This is a genomic window from Mycobacterium sp. NGS45 (assembly GCF_059812645.1).
Window position 1 is genome coordinate 142,360 of sequence record NZ_JCALDB010000006.1, and the last position, 22,349, is coordinate 164,708.

General features: G+C 68.2%; 14 protein-coding genes and 1 pseudogene. 5 read left to right on the forward strand and 10 right to left on the reverse strand.

The annotated features are described in order from the left end of the window. Positions 1-53: 53 nt before the first annotated feature. The gene (gene corA / locus AC5Y3P_RS07870) at positions 54-1,154 is read right to left on the reverse strand and encodes a magnesium/cobalt transporter CorA (RefSeq protein WP_500045334.1); all 1,101 of its coding nucleotides are present in this window, start codon (positions 1,152-1,154) and stop codon (positions 54-56) included. 108 nt (positions 1,155-1,262) lie between these two features. On the opposite strand from corA, the gene AC5Y3P_RS07875 reads away from it, so the two are divergent. Both AC5Y3P_RS07875 and AC5Y3P_RS07880 read left to right on the forward strand, forming a co-directional pair. After that, positions 1,263-2,435: an NAD(P)-dependent malic enzyme gene (locus AC5Y3P_RS07875; RefSeq protein ID WP_500045335.1), complete on the forward strand. Its 1,173-nt coding sequence runs from the start codon at positions 1,263-1,265 to the stop codon at positions 2,433-2,435. A gap of 42 nt (positions 2,436-2,477) precedes the next feature. Then, the gene (locus AC5Y3P_RS07880) at positions 2,478-3,290 is read left to right on the forward strand and encodes a glycine betaine ABC transporter substrate-binding protein (protein WP_500045336.1); all 813 of its coding nucleotides are present in this window, start codon (positions 2,478-2,480) and stop codon (positions 3,288-3,290) included. Between the two features lie 9 nt (positions 3,291-3,299). Here AC5Y3P_RS07880 and AC5Y3P_RS07885 read toward each other — a convergent pair whose 3' ends face one another. After that, a complete protein-coding gene (locus AC5Y3P_RS07885; RefSeq protein WP_500045337.1) occupies positions 3,300-4,130 on the reverse strand; it encodes an SDR family NAD(P)-dependent oxidoreductase in 831 nt (276 codons plus the stop codon). A gap of 131 nt (positions 4,131-4,261) precedes the next feature. On the opposite strand from AC5Y3P_RS07885, the gene AC5Y3P_RS07890 reads away from it, so the two are divergent. Next, positions 4,262-4,639, forward strand: a complete 378-nt coding sequence (locus AC5Y3P_RS07890) for a DUF732 domain-containing protein (protein WP_500045338.1) — start codon at positions 4,262-4,264, stop codon at positions 4,637-4,639. Between the two features lie 95 nt (positions 4,640-4,734). Here the strand turns inward: AC5Y3P_RS07890 and AC5Y3P_RS07895 are convergent, their stop codons facing one another. Continuing rightward, positions 4,735-8,535 carry a multifunctional oxoglutarate decarboxylase/oxoglutarate dehydrogenase thiamine pyrophosphate-binding subunit/dihydrolipoyllysine-residue succinyltransferase subunit gene (locus AC5Y3P_RS07895; protein WP_500045339.1) on the reverse strand — a complete coding sequence of 1,267 codons (3,801 nt, stop codon included), beginning with the start codon at positions 8,533-8,535 and terminating at the stop codon, positions 4,735-4,737. A gap of 213 nt (positions 8,536-8,748) precedes the next feature. Continuing rightward, positions 8,749-9,510 carry a hypothetical protein gene (locus AC5Y3P_RS07900; protein WP_500045340.1) on the reverse strand — a complete coding sequence of 254 codons (762 nt, stop codon included), beginning with the start codon at positions 9,508-9,510 and terminating at the stop codon, positions 8,749-8,751. Between the two features lie 147 nt (positions 9,511-9,657). Here AC5Y3P_RS07900 and AC5Y3P_RS07905 point away from each other — a divergent pair, with 147 nt between their 5' ends. Then, a complete protein-coding gene (locus AC5Y3P_RS07905) occupies positions 9,658-10,920 on the forward strand; it encodes a multidrug effflux MFS transporter (protein WP_500045341.1) in 1,263 nt (420 codons plus the stop codon). 325 nt (positions 10,921-11,245) lie between these two features. Then, positions 11,246-12,799, forward strand: a pseudogene (locus AC5Y3P_RS07910) (DHA2 family efflux MFS transporter permease subunit); the annotation flags it as partial. A 1,255-nt stretch (positions 12,800-14,054) separates the two neighbouring features. On the opposite strand, the gene AC5Y3P_RS07915 reads toward AC5Y3P_RS07910, so the two are convergent. From AC5Y3P_RS07915 to AC5Y3P_RS07940, 6 genes are all read right to left on the reverse strand, one after another. Continuing rightward, on the reverse strand, positions 14,055-14,849 hold the full coding sequence (locus AC5Y3P_RS07915; protein ID WP_500045342.1) for an ABC transporter ATP-binding protein: 795 nt from the start codon (positions 14,847-14,849) through the stop codon (positions 14,055-14,057). Beyond that, a complete protein-coding gene (locus AC5Y3P_RS07920; protein WP_500045391.1) occupies positions 14,825-15,628 on the reverse strand; it encodes an ABC transporter permease in 804 nt (267 codons plus the stop codon). Before AC5Y3P_RS07920 ends, AC5Y3P_RS07915 begins: the two co-directional genes overlap by 25 nt. 80 nt (positions 15,629-15,708) lie before the next feature. Next, positions 15,709-16,770: an ABC transporter substrate-binding protein gene (locus tag AC5Y3P_RS07925; protein ID WP_500045343.1), complete on the reverse strand. Its 1,062-nt coding sequence runs from the start codon at positions 16,768-16,770 to the stop codon at positions 15,709-15,711. A 31-nt stretch (positions 16,771-16,801) separates the two neighbouring features. After that, the gene (locus AC5Y3P_RS07930; protein ID WP_500045344.1) at positions 16,802-18,151 is read right to left on the reverse strand and encodes an LLM class flavin-dependent oxidoreductase; all 1,350 of its coding nucleotides are present in this window, start codon (positions 18,149-18,151) and stop codon (positions 16,802-16,804) included. A gap of 90 nt (positions 18,152-18,241) precedes the next feature. Continuing rightward, positions 18,242-21,697: a TM0106 family RecB-like putative nuclease gene (locus AC5Y3P_RS07935; RefSeq protein WP_500045345.1), complete on the reverse strand. Its 3,456-nt coding sequence runs from the start codon at positions 21,695-21,697 to the stop codon at positions 18,242-18,244. 62 nt (positions 21,698-21,759) lie between these two features. Then, entirely contained in the window at positions 21,760-22,329 is a 570-nt protein-coding gene (locus AC5Y3P_RS07940) for an LppP/LprE family lipoprotein (protein WP_500045392.1), read from the reverse strand. Positions 22,330-22,349: the final 20 nt, after the last annotated feature.

The window sequence follows — 22,349 nt, forward strand, 5'->3', positions numbered from 1 at the left end:
CCATTCATGTACCCGCACTGCACAGAGTGCGCAACGGCGGCCCGCTCAGGCCCTCACAGCCAGTGGTTGTGCCGGAAGGTGCGGTACAGGAACGCACACACCACGAACATCACCAGCAGCACCGCCGGATAGCCCCAGGTTTCATCGAGTTCGGGCATGTGCTCGAAGTTCATGCCGTAGACGCCGGCGATCATGGTCGGCACCGCGGCGATCGCCACCCACGCCGAGATCTTGCGCATGTCGGTGTTCTGCTGCATGCCGACCTTGGCCAGCGCGGCCTGCACCAGCGAGGTCAGCATCTCGTCGTAGCTGGCGATCTGGTCGGCGGCGTGCGTCTGGTGGTCCAGAACGTCGCGCATGTAGCGCAGCACTTCCTTGGACAGCAGGTCCTTGTAGTCGGTATTGAGCCGGCCCAGCTCCACCGACAGCGGCGCCACCGCGCGCCGCAGTTCCACCACTTCGCGTTTGAGCAGATAGATCTGTTCGATATCGGTCCGGGCGCTTGTCGAGAAGGTGGCCTCCTCGATCGCATCGACGTCGACCTCCATCAACCGGGTGACGTCCAGGTAACTGTCCACCACGTGGTCGGCGATCGCGTGCATCACCGCGTACGGCCCCAGCTGCAGCTGCTTGTGTTCGTCTTCCATCTTCTTGCGCACGCCGGCCAGTCCGGTGTGCTCGCCGTGCCGGACGGTGACAACGAAGTCGGGGCCGACGAACACCATGATCTCGCCGGTCTCGACGATCTCCCGGGCCAATGCCACCGAGTCGTGCTCGATGTAGTTCACGGTCTTGAGCACCAAGAACAGCGTGGTGTCGTAGCGCTCCAGCTTGGGGCGTTGATGCGCGTGCACGGCGTCCTCGACTGCCAGCGGGTGCAGTCCGAACACCTCGGCCACGGCTTGCATCTGGTGATGGTCGGGTTCGTGCAACCCCACCCAGGTGAATGCCCGCTGGCCGGCCTGGCGCAACTCGGCGGCCTTGGCCGCGGCCGCCGAATGGGTGAAGCGCCCCGGCACCCGGGCGCCGTCGACGTAGATCGCGCAGTCCACCATGGCGCGTGCCACCGGCACGTGGATGTTGTCTGGATCCGGACCGGTCGACCGGACCCGGCTGCCCAGCAGCGCGGGCGGCAGCGCGCGAAACGACGGCATGACCCGGCCTCCCTCGACGAATTGCGAGTCAGGCCATGGTATCCACGTTGCTTCTCACCGCGGGGGAACCGGCTTCGGTGAGATTGTGGGGTGCAGTAACCTGACGCCGTGGCTGAATCCGTGAAAACCCCGCACCTGCAGATCGGCGACGAGGAGATCTTCGACGCCCATATCGGCGGCAAGTTGTCGGTTGAGCTGAAGGCACCGCTGGACACCCAGCGCGCCCTGTCGATCGCCTATACGCCCGGTGTGGCACAGGTTTCTCGGGCCATCGCCGCCGACGCCACCCTGGCCAAGCGCTACACCTGGGCCAACCGCCTGGTCGCCGTGGTCAGCGACGGCACCGCAGTGCTGGGTCTGGGCGACATCGGCCCGGCCGCGTCGCTGCCGGTGATGGAAGGTAAGAGCGCACTGTTCAAGGCGTTCGCCGGACTGGACTCGATCCCGATCGTGTTGGACACCAAGGACCCCGACGAGATCGTCGAAACCCTGATCCGGTTGCGGCCCACCTTCGGCGCGGTCAACCTCGAGGACATCTCCGCGCCGCGTTGCTTCGAGATCGAGCGCCGCGTGATCGAGGCCCTGGACTGCCCCGTCATGCACGACGATCAGCACGGCACCGCGATCGTGGTGCTGGCCGCACTGCTCGGCGCCAGCAAGGTTCTGGAGCGCGACATGGCCTCGCTGCGCGTGGTGGTCTCGGGCGCCGGTGCCGCCGGCGTGGCATGCACCAACATCCTTCTGGCCAGCGGAGTTTCGGACATCACCGTGCTGGACTCCAAGGGCATCGTGTCGACCGAGCGTGGCGACCTGAACTCCTTCAAGTCCGAACTCGCCGGACGCACCAACCCGGCCGGACGCACCGGCGGGGTGGCCGAGGCTCTGGACGGGGCCGACGTCTTCCTCGGTGTCTCGGCCGGCGTGGTGCCCGAAGAGCTGATCGCCACCATGGCGCCCAATGCCATCGTCTTCGCGCTGAGCAACCCGGATCCGGAGATCCACCCGGACATCGCGCACAAGTACGCCGCCGTGGTCGCGACCGGCCGCAGTGACTTCCCGAACCAGATCAACAACGTGCTGGCCTTCCCGGGCGTGTTTCGGGGCGCCTTGGACGCCGGGGCCCGACGCATCACCGAGAAGATGAAGGTGGCCGCGGCCGAGGCGATCCACGGTGTGGTCGGCGACGACCTGGACCGCGAGTACATCGTGCCCAGCCCGCTGGATCCGCGGGTCGGGCCCGCCGTGGCTGCCGCGGTGGCCGCCGCCGTCGACGAGGACTAGAGCCTGATCGCGTCGGCGCGTCTGCTGCTGGCCGGACTGCTGGTGGCACTGTTGGCCGGGTGCGGCGGCCAACAGTCTTTGCCGCCGTCGATGGCGGTGGGCGCAGCCGAATCCGACCCGGAATCGGTGCTGCTGGCCGAGCTGTACGCGGCCGCGCTGCGCTACTACGGCACACCCGCCCACGTCGAAATGCTCACCGACCCGCTGGCCGGCCTGGACTCGGGGCAGGTGGCCGTGCTGCCCGGCTTCACCGGTGCGCTGCTGAGCATCTTCGCGCCCGGCACCAGAGGGCGCACCGACGAGCAGGTGTACGAGGCGATGGTGGGCAGCTTGCCCGAGGGCGTGGCGGCCGGCGACTACACCAGCGCGGCCGAGGACAAGCCCGTCGTCGCGGTCACCCAGGCCACCGCGACGGCCTGGGGTGGTCAGCACCTGACCGACCTGGCGGTGCACTGCGCCCAGGTGCGTGCCGGAGCTGTGCGCGGTCGCACCGCGCCACCCTCGGTCGGCCGGTGCGCACCGACCGCGCTGCGCGAATTCCCGGACGATGCCTCGATGTTCGAGGCGTTGCGGGCCGGTGAGATCAACGCGGCCTGGACCACCACCACCGATCCCGCGGTGCCCGATGATCTGGTGCTGCTCACCGATTCCGAGCCGGCGCTACTGCGCGCACAGAACGTGGTGCCGCTGTACCGGCGCAACGAGCTCAGCGCCCGGCAGGTCCTTGCGGTCAACGAGATCGCCGGGGTCCTGGACAGCGCGTCGCTCGAGGAGATGCGGGCCGCCGTGCGCGACGGCGCCGACCCGGCCGCCGTCGCGCAGGCCTGGCTGGCCGAGAATCCGTTGGGTCGCTGAACGCGCGCGTCAGTGCGTGTTGGGCATGGCCTTGGCGGCCACCTTGGAGATCAGATCCTGGTAGAACGATCCGGTGATGCGCACGATCACGTCGAGGATCTTGGCGTCGGCGCCGACGAGCACCCGGGCCTTCTTCTTGCGCACCGCCTCCAGGATGATCTTGGCCGCGCGCTCCGGGGTGGTGCGGGCCAGCTTCTTGTCGAACTCGGCTGCGAGCTCTTTCGCATCGAGACCGTCGACCGCGGTGGCGTTGCGCGCGATCGCGGTCTTGATTCCGCCCGGGTGCACCGCGGTCACCGCGACCGGCTTGTGACCGGTGACCATCTCCTGGCGCAGCGCCTCGGTGAAGCCGCGCACCGCGAACTTGGCTGCGTTGTAGGCCGACTGACCGGGCACCGCGAAGATGCCGAACAGGCTGGACACGTTGACCACGTGTCCGTCACCGGAGGCGATCAGGTGCGGCAGGAACGCCTTGGTGCCGTTGACCACGCCCCAGAAGTCGACGTCCATCACGCGTTCGATGTCCTTGAACGGCATCACCTCGACGTCACCGGTGTGCGCGATGCCGGCGTTGTTGTAGATCTGGTGCACCACGCCGTAGTGCTCGGCCACCGCGTCGGCGTAGAGCAGGAACGCTTCGCGTTCGGTCACGTCGAGCCGATCGGCTTTCACCGGCGCACCGATGGCACGCAGTTCGGCCTCGGTCTTGGCCAGGCCCTCGGTGTCGACGTCGCTGATCGCCAGTTTGGCCCCGGAGCGCCCGAGTTCGATGGCCAACGCCTGACCGATGCCCGAACCCGCCCCGGTGATGACACAGACTTTTCCGGCGAAGCCGTCCATACTCGATACTCCTTGTTCGTCGACTGTTTCGACCTTAACCGGTACCGGCGGTACCGGTTGGAGGCGGGTGCAGCTGGGGTCTCGCCGTTCGATTGGGTAACGGCAGGCCCGGGGAATACGATGCCCTCATCATGAAGTGCACTCGAATCGCCGCTGCATCACTGGCCGTCTCCACCGGATTGCTGGGGGCTGCGCTGACCGTGGCCGGCCCGGCGCAGGCCGACGCCGAGACCGACACCTTCGTATCGGTGCTGAACGACAACGGCATCACCGGCCTGGATCCGGCGGTGGCCGCCGACGTCGGGCAGCGGGTCTGCCCGATGCTCGCCGAACCGGGCCAGCGGATGGCTGATGTGGCCGGCGAGGTGTCCAACTCGATCGGCCGCCCGCTCGGACCGGCGACCATGTTCACCGGCCTGGCCATCACGGTGTTCTGCCCCGGGGCGGTAGCCAAGCTGGCCAGTGGTGATTCGCCGATCCCGCTGGACGTGCTCAACGCGTTCCTCTAGATCACCGACAGCTAGATCGCCAACGCGGAAAGCCACTTCTGCACACCCCGAGTCGGCCTTCGTGCAGAAGTGGCTTTCGGCGTTATCTGGCGACGTTATTGGGCAAATGCCTCGTCGAGGATCTCTTGCTGTTCGACCGCGTGCACCTTCGACGAGCCCGACGACGGCGCCGACATGGCGCGCCGTGAGATCCGCTTGATACCGGTCAGCTTGTCCGGCAGCAGCTCGGGCAGCGAAAGACCGAACGTCGGCCAGGCACCCTGGTTGGCCGGCTCCTCCTGCACCCAGAAGAACTCCGAGGCATTCGGGTAGCGCTCCAGCGTGGCGGGTAACCGCCGGCTGGGCAGCGGATAGAGCTGCTCGACCCGCACGATCCCGACGTCGTCGCGCTTGTCCTTGGCCTTGCGCGCCACCAGGTCGTAGTACAGCTTGCCGCTGCACAGCAGGATCCGGGTGACCTTGTCGCGGTCGCCCACACCGTCCTCGTAGGTGGGTTCTTCCAGCACCGAACGGAACTTGGCTTCGGTGAAGTCCCGGATCTCGCTGACCGCGGCCTTGTTGCGCAGCATCGACTTGGGCGTGAACACGATCAGCGGTCGGTGGATGCCGTCGAGCGCATGTCGGCGCAGCAGGTGGAAGTAGTTGGCCGGGGTGGACGGCTGAGCCACCGTCATCGACCCTTCCGCGCACAGCTGCAGGAACCGCTCGATCCGGCCCGAGGTGTGGTCCGGTCCCTGGCCTTCGTGGCCGTGCGGCAACAGCAGCACCACATCGGAGGTCTGGCCCCACTTGGCCTCGCCCGAGCTGACGAACTCGTCGATCACCGACTGCGCGCCGTTGACGAAGTCGCCGAACTGGGCCTCCCACAGCACCAGCGCGTCGGGATTGCCGACGGCGTAGCCGTACTCGAACCCGACCGCGGCGAACTCGGACAGCGCCGAGTCGTAGATCAAGAACTTGCCGCCGGTGGGGGTGCCGTCCTCGTTGGTGGCCAGCAGCGACAGCGGGGTGAACTCCTCGGCGTTCTTGCGGTCGATCAGCACCGCGTGCCGCTGGGTGAACGTGCCGCGCCGGCTGTCCTGCCCGGACATCCGGATCAGCTTGCCTTCGGCGACCAGCGAACCCAGCGCCAGCAACTCGGCGAACGCCCAGTCCACCTTGCCTTCGTAGGCCATTTCGCGACGCTTCTCCAGCACCGGCTTGACCCGCGGGTGCACCGTGAAACCGTCCGGCAGCGCCAGGTGCGCGTCGCCGATCCGGGCCAGCATCGACTTGTCCACGCCGGTCATCAGACCGCGGCGGATGACCTGCTCGGACTCGACCGATTCACTCGGTTCCGGGGTGAACCGCTCCAGGTCGCGGACCTCGTTGAACACCCGCTCCAGCTGGCCCTGGTAGTCGCGCAGCGCGTCCTCGGCCTCCTTCATCGAGATGTCGCCGCGACCGATCAGCGCTTCGGTGTAGCTCTTGCGCACACCGCGCTTGCGGTCGATCACGTCGTACATCTCCGGCTGCGTCATCGACGGGTCGTCACCCTCGTTGTGCCCGCGCCGGCGGTAGCACAGCATGTCGATGACGACGTCCTTCTTGAACTCCTGTCGGAAGTCGGCGGCCAGTCGGGCCACCCAGACGCACGCCTCCGGGTCGTCGCCGTTGACGTGGAAGATGGGCGCGCCGATCATCTTGGCGACGTCGGTGCAGTACTCGCTGGACCGGGAGTGCTCCGGTGAGGTGGTGAAGCCGACCTGGTTGTTGACGATCATGTGGATCGTGCCGCCGACTCGGTAGCCGCGCAGCAGCGCCAGGTTCAGCGTCTCGGCCACCACGCCCTGCCCGGCGAACGCCGCATCGCCGTGCAGCATCAACGGCACCACCGAGTAGGCCTTCTCGTCGTCGTGGTCGTCGGCGCCGCGGTTCAGCAGATCCTGCTTGGCCCGCACCAGACCTTCGAGCACCGGGTCGACGGCCTCGAGGTGGCTGGGGTTCGCGGTCAGCGACACCTCGATGTCGTTGTCGCCGAACATCTGGATGTAGGTGCCCGAGGCGCCCAGGTGGTACTTGACGTCACCGGAGCCGTGCGCCTGCGACGGGTTCAGGTTGCCCTCGAACTCGGTGAAGATCTGCGCGTAGGGCTTGCCGACGATGTTGGCCAGCACGTTGAGCCGGCCGCGGTGCGGCATGCCGATGACCACCTCGTCGAGGCCGTGCTCGGCGCACTGGTCGATCGCAGCGTCCATCATCGGAATGATGGTTTCCGCGCCTTCCAACGAAAAGCGTTTCTGCCCGACATATTTGGTCTGCAGGAAGGTTTCGAACGCCTCGGCGGCGTTGAGCCGGCTCAGGATGTACTTCTGCTGAGCGACGGTCGGTTTGTCCTGCTTGACCTCGATGCGTTCTTGCAGCCAGCGTTGCTGCTCGGGCTCGAGGATATGGGTGTACTCCACCCCGATGTGCCGACAGTAGGCGTCCCGCAGCACCGAGAGCACATCGCGCAGCTTCTTGTACTGCTTGCCGGCGAAGCCGTCGACCTTGAACTCGCGGTCCAGGTCCCACAGCGTCAGGCCGTGGGTGAGCACGTCGAGGTCGGGGTGGCTGCGGAACCGGGAGCTGTCCAGCCGCAGCGGATCGATGTCGGCCATCAGGTGCCCGCGGTTGCGGTAGGCCGCGATCAGCTCGATCACCCGGGCGTTCTTGTCGGCGATCGAATCCGGGTTGTCGGTGCGCCAGCGCACCGGCTCGTAGGGGATGCCGAGCTCACGGAAGATGTCGTCGTAGAAGTCGTCGTCGAGCAGCAGGTGATGGATGGTGCGCAGGAAGTCACCGGACTCCGCACCCTGGATGACGCGGTGGTCGTAGGTCGAGGTCAGCGTGATCAGCTTGCCGATACCGAGTTCGGCGATCCGTTCCTCGCTGGCGCCCTGGAACTCGGCCGGGTACTCCATGGCACCGACGCCGACGATCGTCCCCTGGCCGGCCATCAGGCGCGGCACCGAGTGCACCGTGCCGATGGTGCCCGGGTTGGTCAGCGAAATCGTGGTGCCGCTGAAGTCGCCAGCGGTCAGCTTGCCGTCCCGGGCCCGCCGCACGATGTCCTCGTAGGCCGCGATGAACTGGCCGAAACCCATGGTTTCGCACCGCTTGATGGCCGCCACCACCAGCGAGCGCTTGCCGTCCTTGCCCTGCAGGTCGATCGCCAGGCCCAGGTTGGTGTGCGCCGGGGTGACGACGTTCGGCTTGCCGTCGATCTCGGCGAAGTGCCGGTTCATGTTCGGGAAGCTCTTGACCGCCTGCACGACCGCGTAACCGAGCAGGTGGGTGAAGCTGATCTTGCCGCCGCGGGTCCGCTTGAGGTGGTTGTTGACCACGACGCGGTTGTCGATCATCACCTTGGCCGGGATGGCTCGCACGCTGGTGGCCGTCGGCACCTCCAGCGAGGTGTTCATGTTCTTGACGACGGCGGCTGCCGCACCGCGCAGCACCTGGCTTTCGTCTTCTGGAGCTTCGGCGTCGGCGGCCGGCTTGGCGGCCTTCTTTTCCGTCTTGTCCGTGCCCGCCGGTTTGCTCGGCGCAGCAGGCTTGCTGGGCTTGGCGGGGGCCTTCGGGGTCGCGGTCTTGGCCTTGGCCTTGCCCGCAGCCGGCTCGGCCTTGGTGGCCGCGGGCGTGTCGGGCTTGGCCTCCGGTTTGGGCTGGGCGGGCGCTGCGGGCTGAGCCGGGGCAGACGCGGTGGTGGTCGGCTGGCCGTTGCCGGCCGAGTCCGTGCCGATCGGCTCGGGGTTGTAGTCAACCAGGAACTCGTGCCAACTGGGGTCTACCGATGAGGGATCATCGCGGAACTTGCGATACATCTCCTCGACCAGCCATTCATTCTGCCCGAATGGTGAACTCGTACTGCTCACAGCAGTTACTCGCCTCGATTCAATCTCGTTCGCTTGCTGGCAGGCGCGGCGCTGTGCCTGCCATCTACCCGTTGAGCGCGCCCGGGTAACACCGTTGCAGACCCGATTGCGCTCACGTGTGTTTCCACCGCATCAAGGCTATCGCGACAAACCTGCCGGGGAGCAGGTAAGAGGGCTGAAGCGGAAATTCGTCACAGCGGAGTCCGGCCGGACTCAGGCGCCCTCGGCGTCGATGACGTCGGGCAGCACATGCAGCCCGACCGTCCAACGGTCCGGCGCCGGCCCGAACGCCAACCGTGCGTTGTTGACGATCTTGCGGCCCATCAGCCGGTTGCCGACCGCGCCGATCAGGGCGCCCAGGCCGACCGGCAGCAACTTGCCGACGATCAGCGCGCTGCGCTTGACCGCGAATTTCTTGACGAAGAACTTCATCAGCTTGGTGTTGAGCTGACCCAGCGCGGGTAGCGGCACGGTGGCGGTGCCGTCGGCCAGCCAGGCGCCCGACGTGCGGCCCCGGCCCAGCATCTGCGAGACGACCCGCTGGCCGTCCTCGCCGGCCAGCGTGCCCAGCACCACCGCGCGCCGCCGTTCCCGGTCGTGCGTGTTGATGCCGTACACCTCGGCCACCGCCAAGATGAACAGCGCGGTGGTCTCCAGGAACAGTGCCGTCTCGCCGGCGATCAACGACAACGCGATCAACGTGCCGACGCCGGGTACCAGCGCCGCCGCGCCGACCGCGGCACCACCGGCCATCACCGCGGCCAGGTAGTGCTTCTCGAGTTTGGTGACGATCTGGGCCGGCGTGGCGTCCGGGTACTTCTCCCGCATCCGCGCCACATAGCCGCGGATCGCGGGCGCCTGCACCCGGGTTCCGCTCTCGATGACGCGGGTCAGGATGTGCGCGGCGGCACCGGGGTCGTCGTCGATCTGGGCCGGCAGTTGCTGCGCAGCTTCCTTCTTCTTCCGCCCGAACATTCGTGTCGCCTCCCTGGAGAACCGCCCTGCCATCAGGCTAGCTTCTCGTCAACGGCCGGCCGTGCCTTTGTCGTGCCCGAGGGTGAGCGTCATCACGGTCTTTCAGTTGTGGGAAGAAACCGGGCCGCCAGTACGCTGGCCGAAATCATGGCCGTGCAGCAGAAGGCGCCCACCCGGGTGCGGATGATCCTGGTGCTCGGCGCGTTGGTGGCCCTGGGTCCGCTGACCATCGACATGTACCTGCCCGCACTGCCGCGGATCGCCGAAGAGTTGGCGGTGACGGCGTCGGTGGCGCAGTTGACCTTGACCGGGACGCTGGCCGGTTTGGCGCTCGGGCAGCTCATCGTCGGCCCGCTGTCGGACTCGCTCGGACGGCGCCGGCCGCTGCTGGTCGGGATTGTCGTGCACATGGTCGCCTCACTGCTGTGCGTGGCGGCGCCGAACATCACGGTGCTCGGGCTGGCCCGCGGTCTGCAGGGGATGGGGGCCGCCGCGGCCGCGGTGGTCGCTGTGGCGGTGGTCGGCGACCTGTTCGCCGAGTCCGAGGCCGCCACCGTGATGTCTCGTCTGGTGTTGGTGCTCGGCGTGGCTCCGGTGCTGGCGCCCTCGTTGGGTGCGGTCGTGCTGCTGCGGGGTTCCTGGCACCTGGTGTTCGGTGCGTTGGTGGTGGCGGCCGGTCTGCTGTTGATCATGGCGGCGCTGGCACTACCCGAGACGCTGCCGGTCGAGCATCGGCGGCCGCTGCAGGCCCGCTCGATCGTGCGCACCTACGGCGAACTGCTGCGCGACGTCCGATTCGTGGTGTTGGTCGCGGTGGCGGCGTTGAGCATGGCCGGGCTGTTCTCCTACATCGCCGGCGCGTCGTTCGTGCTGCAGGGCCGGTACGGCCTGGACCAGCAGACGTTCGCCGTGGTGTTCGGGGCCGGCGCGATCGCGCTGATCGCGGCCACCCAATTCAACGTGGTCCTGCTGCGCCGGTTCACACCGCAGCGCATCATGTGGGGCGCGCTGGCGGTGGCAGCGGTATTGGCCGTGCTGTTCGTGGTGTTGGCGGTGACGCACACCGGCGGACTGTTCGGCTTCCTGATCCCGGTGTGGGCGGTGCTGGCGGCGATGGGTTTCGTGATGCCGAACGCGCCGGCCGTCGCGCTGACCCGCCATCCGGACGCCGCCGGGACTGCGGCGGCTGTGCTCGGGGCTTCGCAGTTCGCGTTGGGTGCGTTGATCGCGCCGCTGGTCGGGGTGCTCGGCAACGACGAGCGGTCGCTGGCGTTCGTGATGGCGATCAGCGTGCTGGTGGCGCTGGCGCTGCTCTCGGCGGTGCGTCGCGACACCGGCAGCGAAGTCGACGACGACGAACTCGCCGGCGTCGTCGAATCCGGCGCTGACGTCGTCGTCGAATCCGGCTAAGCCACGGGCGGTTCGAACGGCGCCGCGGTCTTCCGTATCGTCGGCGGAGACCGTCGCACGGTTCGGTCGTGGGCCGTCGGCAGCCGGCGCGCAGTGGAGTCGCGCGCGGCGAAGTGGGACGATGCCTGAGGACTCCGGTCGGTGCGGACCGCGAATCGCACGATCGGCTTGCGCCGGACCTCCGACGGCCGGAAGCAGCGTCGAGGTCGAGAAGCCCGGAACGAGGTGGCAGATGACTGCGCCAAGCACGCGCGCGTCGGCGGATCGGTCGAGGACCGACGCCGAGGCCCCAGCGGGGATCAACCCCTGGCACGCGCTGTGGGCGATGCTCGTCGGCTTCTTCATGATCCTGGTCGACTCGACGATCGTCGCGGTGGTCAACCCGGAGCTGACCACGGCGCTGCAGGCCGATATCCCGATGGTCATCTGGGTCACCAGCGCCTATCTGCTGGCGTACGCGGTTCCGCTGCTGTTCGCGGGCCGGCTGGGTGATCAGTACGGGCCCAAGCGGCTCTACCTGATCGGCCTGGCGGTGTTCACCGCGGCTTCATTGTGGTGCGGCCTGTCCGGGACCATCGAGATGCTGATCGCAGCCCGCGTGGTGCAGGGCTTGGGTGCGGCGCTGCTCACGCCGCAGACGTTGACCATGATCACCCGGATCTTCCCGGCCGAGCGGCGCGGTGTGGCGATGAGCCTGTGGGGCGCCACGGCCGGCGTCGCCACGCTGGTCGGTCCATTGGCCGGCGGTGTGCTGGTGGATGCGTTGAGCTGGGAGTGGATCTTCTTCATCAACGTCCCGATCGGCGTGATCGGATTGCTGCTCGGTGCGCGGCTGATTCCGGCGCTGCCGACGCACCGGCACCAGTTCGACGTGCTGGGCGTGCTGCTCTCCGGCGTCGGCATGTTCTTGATCGTGTTCGGTCTGCAGGAGGGCCAGCAGCACGAATGGGCACCGTGGATCTGGGGCGTCATCGTCACCGGTATCGGGGTGATGGCCCTGTTCGTGGTCTGGCAGTCGGTCAACCGGAATGAGCCGCTGGTGCCGCTGCGCATCTTCGCCGACCGCGACTTCTCGGTGTCGACCATCGGTGTGGCGGTGATCGGCTTCGCGGTGACCGCGATGATCCTGCTGGTGATGTTCTACGCGCAATGGGTGTGTGGATTCAGCCCCACCCGAGCCGCGTTGCTGATGGCGCCGATGGCCTTGGTCAGCGGGCTGTTGGCGCCGGCCGTGGGCGTGCTGGTGGATCGCGCCCACCCGACCCCGGTGATCGGCTTCGGCTTCGCGGCACTGGCCGCCGGGATGACCTGGATGGCGATGAACATGACCGCCGCCACGCCGATCTGGCGGCTGGTGCTGGGCTTCGTGGTGATGGGCGTGGGGATGGCGTTCATCTGGTCACCGCTGGCCGCCACCGCGACGCGCAAGCTGGATCCCCAACTCGCCGGCGCCGGTTCCGGGGTCTACAACGCCACCCGGCAGGTGGGCTCGGTGCTGGGCAGCGCAGGCATCGCGGCGTACATGTCGGCGCGGATCAGCGCGGAGTTACCCGGTTCGGTGGATCCGGTCGCGTTGGCCGACGGGGCGGCCGCGCTGCCGGAATGGCTGCGCGAACCGTTCGCGGCCGCCATGGGGCAGTCGATGTTGTTGCCCGCGTTCGTCTGCCTGTTCGGGGTGGCGGCCGCGCTGTGCCTGGCCGGTGTGCTGGCCAGCGTCAATCAGTCGGCCGCCAAGCCGCGGGAACCGGTGCCCGCTGAAGATGTCTACGAGGCCAGCACCGAGATCATCCCGATCGTCGGACGGGACGATCTCGACCCAGATGATCAGGGTGGTTCGGCCTACCTTGCCGACTACGCCGGTGGTGACCGAGCGGGCGGTGAGTATGGCGGTGACCGCTACGGCGTCGATGACTACGGCGTGGATGACTATGCCGTGGATGACTATGGCGACGGTGACTACGGCGAGCGTGATTACCAGGGCGACCCGCGGTTCGCCGACGGGTACTACTCGGCCGATGATTTTGCGTCCGACGACTTCACGCCGGATCGCTTCACGCCCGACGGCCCCGTGCCGGATGAGTTTGCACCGGACGGCTTTTCCGACGCCGGGCGTCCCGCCTTCCTGTTTGCCAACCCCGTTGGGCACGAGGGTCTTTCGTTGCAGCAGTCGGACGGCGAGGAACTGTTCGGCGGCGATCTGGACGACGACTGGATCGAGGACGACGACGAATACGTCGAGTTCACCGTTGCACGGGACGCGCATGCGCAGAGCGCGCACCGCTCCGGGGATGTCGATGAGCACCAGCCCCATGACGATGAGTACCACCCCCATGACGATGAGTACCAGCAGCCCTACTTCGATCGCCGCGGCGGCGGGTACCCCGACGACCCGGGCTACGAGCCCTTCGATGTCGCCGACGACGACTACCTCGACGCTGCTCCGCGCGACGATGGTTTCCCCGCCGACGACGCCGACACCGAGCCGCTGGCCGTCCGAGTGCCTTGGCCGCTGACTCCGCCCGACACCCGCCGGCACGTATCGGTGGCCGATTGGCAAGCACTGGTGGTCGACCGGCCACCGCTGGATCCCGAAGAACGGCAGGCAGCCCAATCGATCGGGCACGCGCACAACGGCTTTCACGTACCCAACGGTGAGAAGCTGCAGCCCACGCCGCCGCCGCGTCGCGATCCGGAACGCACCGCCCAGTACTACGCCGACGCGTTCCGGCAGCTCTCGGAGAACATCGACAGCCTTTCGGATTCGTTCGCCGACTCCCTGGGCACGTCCTGGGATGCATTCAGCAAGCCGACCACCCAGGGATCATCGCGACACCGGCTACCCGACGACGACCAGTTGCTCGACGACAAGTTCCCCGAGGACCAATTCCCCGAACTCCCCAGCGACGGCGAACAGCTCCCCGGCGCAACCGACGTCGCCGAACCGCCACCTGCGCAGCACCGTCGGCCGCGGCACTACCGCGACGACCCCGACGACACACCAAGCTACGGACGGCATTCCCGCCCCTGAACCGATCCCGCGTCGAGTTCGCTCTGCCGTCTCCGTCCCGCTCTACCGGCCCGCAGAGCGGGTAAGTGGCGGAAGAGCGACGAAGTGGTGCGACGGCGGGAGACGACTACCTGTCGACGCCCAGCGCAGCGAGCAGCGCCTCGCGGTGCGCGACGAATTCCGGGTTGCGGTAACTGCGATCCGCGGTGTCCTGGAAGTCCAGCCGGCGGTCGGCGACGAAGTCACCGTCGTCGAGCACCAATACTCGGTCGGCCAGCGTGACCGCCTCGTCGACGTCGTGGGTGACCAGCAGCACGCCGGGCCGGTACTTGGCGCACAGTTGCTCGAGCAACGCGTGCATCCGGATCCGGGTCAGCGCGTCCAGGGCGCCGAACGGTTCGTCGGCCAGCAGCAGGGCCGGATGCCGCACCAACGAGCGCGCCAGCGCCACCCGCTGCTGCTCACCACCGGAAAGCGCGTAGGGCCAAGCCTTTTCCCGGCCGGCCAGACCGACATCGGCCAGCACCGTGGCACCGTGGCGGCGCGCCTCGGCGCCGGACAACCCGAGCGTGACATTGTCGAGCACGCGTGCCCACGGCAACAGTCGCGAATCCTGGAACACCACCGACAGATTCGGCGTGACGTAGAGGTCGCCGACCCCGTCCACCCCGTGGTCCAACCCGGCCAGTGCACGCAGCAGGGTGCTCTTGCCGGAGCCGCTGCGGCCCAGCAATGCGACGAACTCGCCGCGCCGAATGGTCAGGTTCACCCGGTCCAGTACCGCGCGGCCGCCGAAGCTGCGGGTCAGATCTCGCACCACAGCAACCGGCTCACCGTGCCCGCGGCCAGGTCCCGGCTCGGTCTGGCCCGGGTCGGTCTGTCCGGGCTCGAGGCGGTTCAGTTGCCCAGTGCCCGTCGCCATGACAGCGACCTCCGTTCGATCGCGCGTACCACGTAGTCACCGGTCAGGCCGAACACCGCGTAGACCAACAAGCCCACCACCACGATGTCCAGCTGGCCGTACAGCCGCGCCTGGGTCATCAGGAAGCCGATGCCGCTGGTCGCGTTGACCTGCTCGACCACCACCAGCGCGGTCCACGACATCGTCACGGCCAGCCGCAATCCGGTGAAGAAGCCGGGCAGTGCACCGGGCAGGGCCACCTTGCGGATGAACTGGGCCCGGGACAGGCCGACGGTTTCGGCCAACTCGACGTGCCGCAGGTCGACACCCTTGAGCTGTGCGGTGGTGTTGATGTACACCGGGATCAACACGCTGGTCGCGATGATGATGATCTTCATGGTGTCGCCGATGCCGAACCAGATGATGGCCAGCGGGATGATCGCCAGCGTCGGCACCGCGCGCTTGACCTGGATCGGTCCGTCCACGATGGACTCACCGATCCGGCTCAGACCCGAGATCAAGGCCAGCACCAAACCGAGTGTGACGCCGATGGCCAGCGAGGTGTACGCCAGCTTGAGGGAGGCCAGGATGTTGCTGGTGAGTCGGCCGTCGGCCCACATCTCGGAGGCGGTCCTGGCGATGTCGAACGGGTGCGGCAAGGTGTCCGGATCCAGGATCCCGGCCTGCGAGGTGGCGAACCACAGCGCCAGCAGCAGCAGCGGTCCGATCGCCAACGACGCCGGCAGCGCCCGGCCCGGACCCAGCCGCTTGCCGCGCCGGGTACCGGAGCGGTGCACCAGTCCGGGGTAGTCCGGCGCCGCCTCCGTGGTCGCCGGCTGGGTGGCCGGATCGGTTCGGGGCTCCCGGGTTTGGATGCTGGTCACGGCTGTGCCTGGGCGGTCGGGCTCTGCGCGGTCAGATCGGCGAACCGGAAGTCGAAGGCGTCCTCGGCGCGCAGTTCTTTACCCGGGAAGACCCCGGCGGCCTGCAACAGGTCGATGGTCTCCTGTTGGGTGGCCACCACTTCGTCGGTGAAGCCGGGCACCGAGCTGAAACCGTCCGCCTCGGCGATCGCGCGGGCGTCCTCCGGGCTGACCTTCTGATCCTCGATCAGATACTTCTCGATCCAGACGTCCTTGTTCTCGTTGAGCCACTGCTCGGCCCGATACCACGCGACGATGAACTCCCGGATGGCCGCGGCCTGGCCGGCATCGGAGAGCGCCTCGTTGCTGGCGTAGACGTACATCAGACCCGGGTAGGCGCCCGGCGCGTTCGGCAACGCGATCGCGCCCTCGTCCTCGGTGGAGGCCAGGTAGCGGGCCCGGTCCGGTTGTTTTAGCACCGCGGCCTGAATCTGGTCGGAGCGCAGACCGTCGGCGAACTCGGCCAGACCCAGGTTGACCGGTTGCACATCGGAGATGTTCAGGCCGGCTGCGGCGAGGTTGCGCAGCACCACGGCGTGCTGCGCGGTGCCTTCGTTGATGCCGATCTTCTTGCCCTTCAGATCGGCCAGGGTCTGGATCCCGGAGCCGGGGGAGGTGGCCAACTGCATGGCGGTGCCGTCCTGGCGCACCCCGCCGACGATCGGCACCCCGGCGTCGGAATACTGCGCCAGGATCGGCGGCACGTCGCCGACCCGGCCGAGTTGGGCGTTGCCGGACCGGATTGCTTCCAGCCGCAGCGGGCCGCTGCTGAAGTTGGCGTAGCTGACCTCAGAGCTCAGCCGGTCCTGTTCACCGGACAGCGCGAACAGTGTCTTCATCCGGTTGGCGTCGTCGGCGACCACCAGCTTGATGCCTTCGGGCACTGCGACCGGCACCGGGTCGGTGGCGGCCAGGCGTGGCCCCGCGGGTTGCTCGGATTCGGTTGAGCTGCAACCGATCAACGTGGCGGCGACGATCGTCGCAGCCAAGGCCAGTCGGGTCAACGCAATGCTGCGCATGGGTACTCCCTGAGTTCGGTCGTCTGGGGTGTCAGCTGGCCGCCGCGACCGCGGCGCGCGCGTCGAACTGGCTGGCCGGGCGGTCGAGGCCGAGGTGCTCGCGCAGCGTGCAGCCGGTGTACTCGGTGCGGAACAGCCCGCGACGGCGCAGTTCCGGCACGACGTGGTCGACGAACGCGGTCAACGACGACGGCAGCGCCGGCGGAATCAAGTTGAAGCCGTCGGCCGCTCCGGAGTTGAACCATTCCTCGATGGTGTCGGCGACCTGCTCTGGGGTGCCGGCGAAGACCCGGTGACCGCGGCCGCCGGAGAGCCGCAGCAGTAGTTCCCGCACGGTCAGGTTCTCGGTCAGTGCCAGCCGCTGGACCAGCGCGAAGCGGCTCTTGATCAGCGCGTCGCGCGGGGCCTCCTCCGGCAGTCGCAGCGGCCCGTCCAGATCGTCGTGGGTGAGCTGATAACCGACGATCGCACTCAACTGGTCCAGGCCGTAATCCGGCACCGTGAGTTCTTCGAGTTGGGCCTGCAGTCGCTTGGCCTCCTCCTCGGTACCGCCGATGATCGTCGACAGGCCCGGCAGGATCAGCACCTGATCCGGGTTGCGGCCGTATTTACGCACCCGGGCCTTGACGTCGGAGTAGAACTCGCGGCCTTCTTCCAGGGTGGGCTGCGCGGTGAAGATGCCTTCGGCGTAGCGGGCGGCCAGTTCCTTGCCCGGCTCCGACGAGCCGGCCTGGAACAGCACCGGCCGGCCCTGCGGGGAGCGTGGCACCTCCAACGGCCCGGCCACCGAAAAGTGTTCCCCGACATGGTTGATCGCGTGGATCGTGTCCGGGTCGACGAACCGTGGCGCTGCCTTGTCGCCGACGATCGCATCGTCTTGCCAGCTGTCCCACAGCGCCAGTGTGACTTCGAGGAACTCCTCGGCGCGCCGATAGCGGTACTCCGGATCGGGGTGCTCGATCTGACCGAAGTTGGCGGCGGCCGTCGCGTTGGCCGTGGTGACCACGTTCCAACCGGCCCGGCCCTTGCTGACGTGGTCCAACGTGCCGAACCGCCGGGCCAGACCGTAGGGGTCGTTGTAGGTGGTCGACGCGGTGGCGATCAGACCGATGTGCGATGTGGCTCCGGACAGCGCGGTGACCAGGGTCACCGGGTCCAGCGCATCGAACGGACGAAACTCGGTCTTGCCCTTCAGAACCGGGTGATCGGCGAAGAAGATGGCGTCCAGGGTGCCGCGCTCGGCGATTCGGGCCAACTCGGCGTAGTGATCGATGTCGGTGATCGCAAAGACGTCGGTCTCGGGCAGCCGCCACGCCGCCTCGTGCTGCCCGATGTTGCGCAGGAAGGCATTCAGATGCAGCTGTCGGGTGGCCGATGCCATGACGAAGGGCTCCTTGGGGATAGGCGTGCGGGGGCTGGCTCATTCCATCCGCCGGCCGACGCCCTGACCACCTTTAGGATCAGCGAAATTTCAGGGGTTACCGGGCGAGAATGCCAGGAACGCGCCGAGTTCGACCAGCCCGTCCGGGGTACCCGGCAGATAGTCGGTCAGCGCAGGTGAGCGCACCACCACCGCCAGGTACTGGGCTCGGCTGATCGCTACGTTGAGACGATTGCGGTTGAGCAGGAACGGCATCCCGCGCGGCACCGCCTCGACCGAGGAGGCCGTCATCGATACGAACACCACGGCCGCCTGCCGGCCCTGCAGCTTGTCGACGGTGCCGACCAGCACCTCGCCCAGACCGGCCGCACCGAGGGTCGCGCGCAACGTGAGCACCTGGGCGTTGTACGGCGCGACCACCAGGATGTCGGCCGCCCGCAACGGCCGGGTGCCGTGCTCGGTGCTCCAGGTGGTCCCCAACAACCGTTGGATCTCGGCGACGATGGCGGCCGCTTCTTCGACGCTGGCGGTGGCGTTGTCGTGATGTTCGACCAGTAGCGTGCGCACGCCCGGATCGACGCCGGTCAGCCGACGCTGCCGGGTCTTGGGGTGTGGCAGCAGCCGATTCTGATAGGACAGCGCCGAGACCACTTTGCACACCTCCGGGTGCATCCGGTGCGTGCATTCCAGGAAGTAGCCGAACTCGGCCGGCAGCACATCGTTTCCGGCCATCAGCCAACCCAACGCGGAGGCGTCCACCGGTTCGGGATGGCTGCCGGTGGAGACCTGACCGAGCTGCTGCGGATCGCCGAGCAGCAGCAGGTTGCGGGCGGAGCGGGCCACCGCCAAGGTGTTGCCCAGCGAGAACTGACCGGCTTCGTCGATGGCCAACAGGTCCAGGGCCTGGCTGCCGACCCGGGTGTCGTTGGCGAAATCCCATGCGGTGCCGCCCAGTACGCAGCCGCCCGGCGCATCGAGGAACGCCGCGTACTGGCTGTCGCCGATGGTGGTGAACCGGCCGTCCAGCCCGTCCGGGCTGGGTTTCTTGGCCACCCGCGCCGGGTCGACGCCGGCGCCGACCACGTCGTCGAGCAGATGCCCGACCACCGCATGCGATTGCGCGACCACGCCGACCTTCCAGCCGTGCTCGTTGACCAGCGCGGCAATCACCCGGGACGCGGTGAACGTCTTGCCGGTGCCGGGCGGGCCGTGCACCGCCAGGTATGAGTCGTCCAGGTCGAGGGTGGCCGCGGTGATCGCGGCGACGTCGTCGGTCCCGCGCGGTAGTCCGGACCCCGAGCGGGTCCGGGGTGGCAGCCGACGCAACAGGTCGATCACGGCGGTGCGGGGCAACCCGGCCGGTTCGGCGCGCAACGCGGCCGCAGCCTGGTCGGCCAACTCGGCGATCGCCTCCTCGAGCTTGCGGGTGTAGATCGGTTTGGCCGGTGTCAGTGCCATCGGAAACTGTTCGAATGGTCCGGTTTCCGGCTGCAATTCGCACAGCAGTACCTCGACCGGCACCCCATCCCGCTCGGTGACCTCGAGCACCTCGGCGTTGCCGGCGGCCCGCCGGTCGGGATGTTCGTCGTCGAGCCCGGGCGGGGCGGGCCGATCGTAGAGCGCCTGCGGCCGGTGATCGAGTACGCCGCCCTGCAGCAGGCCGGTCAGCCGGACATGCCGACGCGGTTTGCGTGCCCGGCCGCCGGGCAGATGCCAGTCCTGGACCAGTTCGGCGTGCTCCACCAGGAACACCCCGGTGGTGTCACCCCACTCGTCGACCGGGTGGCTGAGCCGCTGAAAGTGGGTCCACCAATAGGGTTTTCGTTCCCGCTGAAAGTAGCCGCGCGCGCAGTTCAGGATCGCCGCGGCGGTCTGGTCCGGACCGCGGGCCGCGCCCAGCGCATCGCCGGTGAACTGCAGCAGCGTTTGCGCGGTGGCGTCCAGCGGTGGCACGGCCTCACCGGGTTTGGCCTGCCGGGTCAGGTGCGTGACCCCTTCTTCGAAGGCCCGCAACAGCAACCAGTCCCGCAGCTGCCGGGTGGACCGGCAGTCATAGAAGTTGTAGTTCTCGATGTCGGCGAGCAGCGCCTCGGCTTCGTCGGTGCGGCCGGCATTGAGCAGGGTGCGGTAGCGCTCGTAGCCGGTGATCGACGACGCCGCGGTGGTGACTTCACCCTCGCGCAGGTCGGCTCCCATGTAGAGCGGTTCGAGTGCCTTGAGCGAGTAGGACGGCGCCCCCACCCGCAGTGCGGCCCGCACGATCGGGAACAGGTCGACCAACACGTCGTTGCGCAGCAGGTCGTCGACCTCGTCTTCACCCTCGCCGTAGCGGGCGGCCAAGCGCAGCAACGCGGTTCGCTCATAGGCGGCGTAGTGATAGATGTGCAGGTCCGGATAGCGGCGGCGACGCTTGCGAACCAGCGCCAAGAAGTCGCGCAGTGCCTTGCGTTCCCCGGCCCGGTCGGCGGCCCACAGCGGCGTGAACCGGTCCCGGGTGTCGGACACACCCCACAGGTATTCCAGCCCCCAGGTGCGCCCGTCGTCGGTCCACAACGGGTCGCCCTCGAAGTCGAAGAACAGATCCCCCGGGCTCTTGGCCGGCAACGCGCCCAGCGCGTCGGGTTCGACGACGTCATACCGCGGTTCGCCGTCGGCGCGCTGCTGCACCTGCAGCCGGGCCTGGGTGCGCAGACCGGACAGCGTCGAGGCGGCGATCCCGTCGACCGGCCCGGACGACGCTGCGAGCGCGGCCACCGAGGGCACGCCGGCCTCGATCAGCGCGGCGCGCTGGGTCAGCCGCAGCCCGGCCACCAACAGCAGATCGTCGTCGTCGTGCAGATGGGGTGCGCAATGGGCGCAGCGCAGACAGGCTTCGACGGTCGGGTCCTGCCAGGACACCGGCTGCTCGGACTTCAGATGCGTGTCCAGCAGTTGCTGCAGGCGCTCGCGCTGGGCGCGGTAGACCGGGATGAGTTCGGCCACCGGGTAGTCGACGGTGCTGGTGTCGCCGAGTACGAGTTGCGCGGTGCGGGCCACCGGGACCCCGGCGGTGGTCAGCGCGTCGACGTAACCGGCGATTTGCAGCAGCGCGGTCACCTTGGCGTGCCGGGCCAGTTTGGTGTCCACCACGCGATAGCGCACTTCGCCGTCGGCGTCCTCGCGGATCAGGAAGTCGGCGAAACCGGCGAACCGGCCGTCGAACACCGCGGCCTGATAGACCACCGCCGGTTGCCGGGCCAGCGCGTCGAGCGTGTTCTGTGCGGCCCGGGACAGGGCGGCCACCGAATAGCCGCCGGGCTGCGGGATGCGGACCACACCGTGCGGGCCCTCGCCGAACTGCTCGATCAGCTGGTCCAGGGTGCGTTGCTCGTGCTCGATGCCGAGCTCGGCGGTGCGGGCCAGCATGTCGTCGTCGGTGCCGGCCGGCTGGCCGGGCTGGGCGCGGCCCAACTTGACGTCGAAGCCGGACAGCAGCGCGAACTGGCACCCGGCCGCTGCGGCCAGGTCGGAGGCGCTGAAGACCACTTGATCGTCGGCGACGAACACGCTGTCACCATAGGTCAGGCCACCGACAACCCCTGCCGTGCGCAGTGCGCCGGCCGGCCGGCTCAGCGCGGCGCGTTGGAGATCAACTCGACTGCTTCACCGTTCCAGCGGAACTTCACCACGCTGTCCAGCCCCGGCAGGCCCGACGAGTACTTCAGCGCCACGGTGTCACCGGTGCTCTGCTCGGTGTCGATGCCGTTGAAGCCGAACGTGTCCGGCACCCCGGTGGGGATGAACTTGCCCTGGTGGAACAGCACGGCCCGGGTGCTCGGCTGCTCGGCGTTGGTGTTGGCCTCGACGATCACCGCCGACAGCTGCGCACATTCGTTGTAGTTGCCGGCGACGGGTTCGCTGCTCCAGCCCTGGTTGCTGCGCGGATCCTTCGGCAGCGACGAGACCGCTTCGGCGATCGCGGGGGCCGCCAGGTTCACCGCGCACGGATCTGCCTCGGGTGCGGCGCTGGTCTCCGGTGCGGTGACCGACTCCGAGGTGGGTGCCGCCTCGACTTCGGGTTGCGGCGTCTTGGCGACGGTGGAGTCCCCGGAACCGCAGCCTGCGGCCAGGGTGGCGGCCGCGACGATCAGGACCGCAGCCCACCTGGCCTTGCTGGCTTGCCTGAACACACCGGGCAGGCTACCGGCTGGCATCGGGC